Raw genomic sequence first — 3,301 nt, 5'->3', positions numbered from 1 at the left:
CGAGCAAGCCCGCTCCCACCGTTAGAATCGAGGTGGGCTTAGAAGGCTATACCGACCTTGAACCCATACTCGTCACGCTTGAGCTTGGTGTTGTCGGCCACGTACGAATCGTCATCGAGCTTGTACTCGGTGCGGGTGTAGTACAGGCCCGCCATCACTGGCAGATCGCCTTTCTGGTTCATCAGCAGGCTGACTTCGGCGTACGGGTTGGTGCGGTCCTTGAGGTCCACGGTGTCGCTGCCGATGCCGTCGACCTTGAGCTTGGCGCGGCCGTCGATGGTATGGCGGGCGCCCAGTTCAACACGCATGGTCATGTCGTCGAACTGGTGGTTGTAGCCCAGGGCCGCTTTGGCGAACGGCGATTTGTTGGTGAGTTTCATGTCGTAGTCGCCCGAGTCCGGCTCGTAGCGGGTCCAGCTGTAGCCGCCACCCACCAGCACGTCGACGAAGTTGCGCGCATCCAGCGCGGCACGCCAGCCGAGGTCGAGGTCGGCCTGGCCTTCCTTGAGTTTGTTGTCGCTCTTCTCGCCGTACTTGGCTTCGATACCGGCCTGGTAGATAAAGCCGGATTCAGCCGTCAGCTTGTTGCCGAAGTTATAGAACAGGCCGGCTTCAGGCATGTGGTCCTTGTCGCTTTGGCTACCGCCTTCGAGTTTGAAGTCGTTGTAGCTGCCGAGGATCCCGAAGGTGGAAATCGGGTCGGTCGGCGCTGCGGCGAACACCACACCAGGTGCCGCGATCAAGGCCAGGACCGAGGAATTCTTGAGGATCTTTCCGAATAGTTTGGACATCGTTTTACGTCTCCATTGCAGGTGGCAAATTATTCAGGAAACGCTTCGAACCCTCGTTTTGGCGAAAGGTTCGAATTAATTTGCACCTTTTTCGAGGTAAAACGGTTCAGCGAAGGCTCTATATCAAGCGTCTTGGACGGGAGCCAGCAAACGACCGAGAATTGACCGCAACTGCGGATGCTCCGGCAGGCGAATGCCAAAGCTGGCCTGCAACAGGTTCAGCAACTCTTCGACGTCCTCGATTGCACGCTTTTCGCTGGCCCGGTCCAGGTAGTGAATCGCGTACTGGCCGTTGTTCAGCGTGCGGCGAAATCCCGGGCCAATCAGTGCGACTTTCAGCTGGCCGAGGAACGGCGAATCCGGGTGGGTGGAGACGTACCAGTTACCGATCTCGTAGTCGAAGTGTGACTGCACCTGCAGGTCGAACACATACAAGCCGCGCCACTCACCGGCGACCTGCGCCCACAAGGTGTAGCTGCCCTCCTCCAGGCTCAGGCGATAGGGTTCATGGGCGGTGGCCTGGGTGGCATCGGTGTCCAGTTGCAAGGGACTGGTGGGCACCATGCCACCAAAGCCGACATCACTGATGTAACGCACGCCGTCCAGGGTCACCAGGCTCAGCCGATGGGTGCGCGCCGTCAGTGCATCGGGTGGCCCCCCCATCACCACACGGCCGGAAATGCCCCGCGCCTCGAAGCCCAACTCCTGCAACAAGGCCAGGAACAGCTGGTTCAGCTCGTAGCAATAACCACCACGGCCGTCGAACAGGACTTTTTGTTCGACGCTCGGCAAATCGATCGGCACCGGTGCGTGCAGCAGGGTCGACAGGCTTTCAAACGCGAAGGTGCTGACATGGCGCAACTGCAGATCCTGCAGGGTTTGCAGGGTGGGCGGAGGCGGCGTGTCGTAGCCCAGACGTTGCAGGTAGAGGCGGCTGTGGGTCAGCTCTGGCATGACGCAATCCTGGAGTCGGTGGCGAAAGCACCACTAATACCCTGACGGCGGTTATTTGCCAATTGTGGGGTGAATCAAATGCAAGCCCTCAGATGCACAAACTTTCTGAACCTTTCTGAACTGATTTATATCCATTCACTACAAGACAGGGAGGCATCATGAGTACCGCAATGATCTACACCATCCACTACTTGCTACACGGCGAACCAAAAACCTTTGTGGTGCGTGCCGAGGTCATGAACAACGCCGAAGCGTGGCATTGGGCGGCCGTTGACGCCGACATTGCCCACGTGGGGCGGATAGGCCGGCCGGGCCACGAGCGGGTGAAAAAGACCACTCGTCCCTGGGCGGAGAAGTTCGGCATCACCGAGGTGACATGGACAGCCCCGAAACGGCTTGGTTGAGGAATAAAAAGCCCCGCACGACGGCGGGGCTTGTTTCACTTTTTCAGATCACCGAGGGGATCATAGGCCGGCTTCTTGCCGGTTTTTTCTGGCTTGTCCAACGGGGCAATGGCGGGACCTACCGGGTCGACCTGTGGGTCTGCGACGTCCGGGGAATCGGGGTCGAAACCCAATTCGTCCTTGCCGCTGGAATGCTCGGATGAATGCGGACCGCTTGTACGATTAGTCATAACTACCTCCTTGGCGCGCCGGGTCTACAGCGGGCGGGCCTTGTCGTGCAGGTTTTCCAGGTCTTCCTCGACCTGCTCTTCTTCGTCTTGCCGTTCGGCCGGGTCGTTGGGGCGCAGGGCGTCGTTGTCACGCTCCTCTTCGCCGGGCGTGCGGTCGGGGTTGGGTGTGCCGGGCGACTGTTGCTGGTACCGGGTCATGGTTCACCTCACTTGGGGGTCGGTTGCCTACAGGGGTTAGAGAAATTGCGCTGATCCATCGTTCAACCTGATTACCGTCACTCCGACGGGTGAAGCATGAGAAGATGCTGGCCGGCGTTATAACCCTACTTGTGCCATGGAGACTGACCCTGGATGTTTGAGCTCAAACCGTGCGACCCGATTGTTTTTCGCCAGCAGACGCGACGCAGTACGTTGATAGTCGCGGGGTTGTTTGTGGTGTTGGCGATGGTGCTTTCCAGCCTGGCGGTGATGCTGTTTGGTGAGCCTGGGGGGGATAATTTTCGCTTTAATGTGGGCGGGGTGTTTGCCGGGGTGTTGATTACCGTAGGGCTGGTGCGGGGGCCGTTCTGGAACCAGGCCTGGTTCGCGCCGGCGGTGTATGGGTGGCAGCTCAAGCGCAGCCTGATGAGTGTGACTAATGTGATGCACAAGGTGACTGACGGGGTGAAGGCGAATGATCCGGTGGCGATCAAGTTGCTGCGATTTTATCACCTTGGGTTGATGCAGATGCACGAACTGGACGCCAATTCGAGTTCTCAGGCGCAGTTGGTGCGCGAGGTTGATGAGCACCTGGAGAGGATGCGGGGGTTGGGGATTGAGCCTGACCAGACGCGGCTGGATCCGGATTGGGTTGAGGCTGTGAAGGCTCGCTGATTGGGGGGCATATCCGTTATTTGGGTGATGGCTGATATGGGTTCCGCTC

At 58.9% G+C, this 3,301-nt stretch carries 6 protein-coding genes; 2 read left to right on the top strand and 4 right to left on the bottom strand.

The window, feature by feature from the left end:
* Nucleotides 1-38: 38 nt before the first annotated feature.
* Together HX873_RS30490 and HX873_RS30485 are read right to left on the bottom strand one after the other, a co-directional pair.
* Complete coding sequence (locus HX873_RS30490; RefSeq protein ID WP_003210885.1) at nucleotides 39-791, bottom strand: outer membrane beta-barrel protein; 753 nt, start codon at nucleotides 789-791, stop codon at nucleotides 39-41.
* A gap of 123 nt (nucleotides 792-914) precedes the next feature.
* Nucleotides 915-1,745, bottom strand: a complete 831-nt coding sequence (locus HX873_RS30485) for an arylamine N-acetyltransferase (protein WP_177123692.1) — start codon at nucleotides 1,743-1,745, stop codon at nucleotides 915-917.
* Between the two features lie 158 nt (nucleotides 1,746-1,903).
* On the opposite strand from HX873_RS30485, the gene HX873_RS30480 reads away from it, so the two are divergent.
* Nucleotides 1,904-2,149 (top strand): DUF6555 family protein, encoded by a 246-nt coding sequence (locus tag HX873_RS30480; RefSeq protein WP_023658994.1) that lies wholly within the window; start codon nucleotides 1,904-1,906, stop codon nucleotides 2,147-2,149.
* 35 nt (nucleotides 2,150-2,184) lie between these two features.
* Here the strand turns inward: HX873_RS30480 and HX873_RS30475 are convergent, their stop codons facing one another.
* Both HX873_RS30475 and HX873_RS30470 read right to left on the bottom strand, forming a co-directional pair.
* On the bottom strand, nucleotides 2,185-2,379 hold the full coding sequence (locus HX873_RS30475) for a DUF6021 family protein (protein WP_003210890.1): 195 nt from the start codon (nucleotides 2,377-2,379) through the stop codon (nucleotides 2,185-2,187).
* Between the two features lie 24 nt (nucleotides 2,380-2,403).
* Nucleotides 2,404-2,577, bottom strand: coding sequence for a hypothetical protein (locus tag HX873_RS30470; RefSeq protein WP_173883076.1), 174 nt, complete (start codon nucleotides 2,575-2,577; stop codon nucleotides 2,404-2,406).
* 153 nt (nucleotides 2,578-2,730) lie between these two features.
* On the opposite strand from HX873_RS30470, the gene HX873_RS30465 reads away from it, so the two are divergent.
* Nucleotides 2,731-3,252: a DUF3087 family protein gene (locus tag HX873_RS30465; protein ID WP_003210892.1), complete on the top strand. Its 522-nt coding sequence runs from the start codon at nucleotides 2,731-2,733 to the stop codon at nucleotides 3,250-3,252.
* Nucleotides 3,253-3,301: the final 49 nt, after the last annotated feature.

This window comes from Pseudomonas sp. P7758 (assembly GCF_013386485.1).
In the GTDB taxonomy this organism is placed as follows: Bacteria; Pseudomonadota; Gammaproteobacteria; order Pseudomonadales; family Pseudomonadaceae; genus Aquipseudomonas.
The sequence above is the reverse complement of the archived record's forward strand: the minus strand, read 5'-3'. Positions and strand labels throughout refer to the sequence as shown.

Excerpts from the sequence above, each read along its gene's own strand:
- HX873_RS30490 (WP_003210885.1), bottom strand. The coding sequence starts at position 791 with ATGTCCAAACTATTCGGAAAGATCCTCAAGAATTCCTCGGTCCTGGCC.
- HX873_RS30485 (WP_177123692.1), bottom strand. The coding sequence starts at position 1,745 with ATGCCAGAGCTGACCCACAGCCGCCTCTACCTGCAACGTCTGGGCTAC.
- HX873_RS30480 (WP_023658994.1), top strand. The coding sequence starts at position 1,904 with ATGAGTACCGCAATGATCTACACCATCCACTACTTGCTACACGGCGAA.
- HX873_RS30475 (WP_003210890.1), bottom strand. The coding sequence starts at position 2,379 with ATGACTAATCGTACAAGCGGTCCGCATTCATCCGAGCATTCCAGCGGC.
- HX873_RS30470 (WP_173883076.1), bottom strand. The coding sequence starts at position 2,577 with ATGACCCGGTACCAGCAACAGTCGCCCGGCACACCCAACCCCGACCGC.
- HX873_RS30465 (WP_003210892.1), top strand. The coding sequence starts at position 2,731 with ATGTTTGAGCTCAAACCGTGCGACCCGATTGTTTTTCGCCAGCAGACG.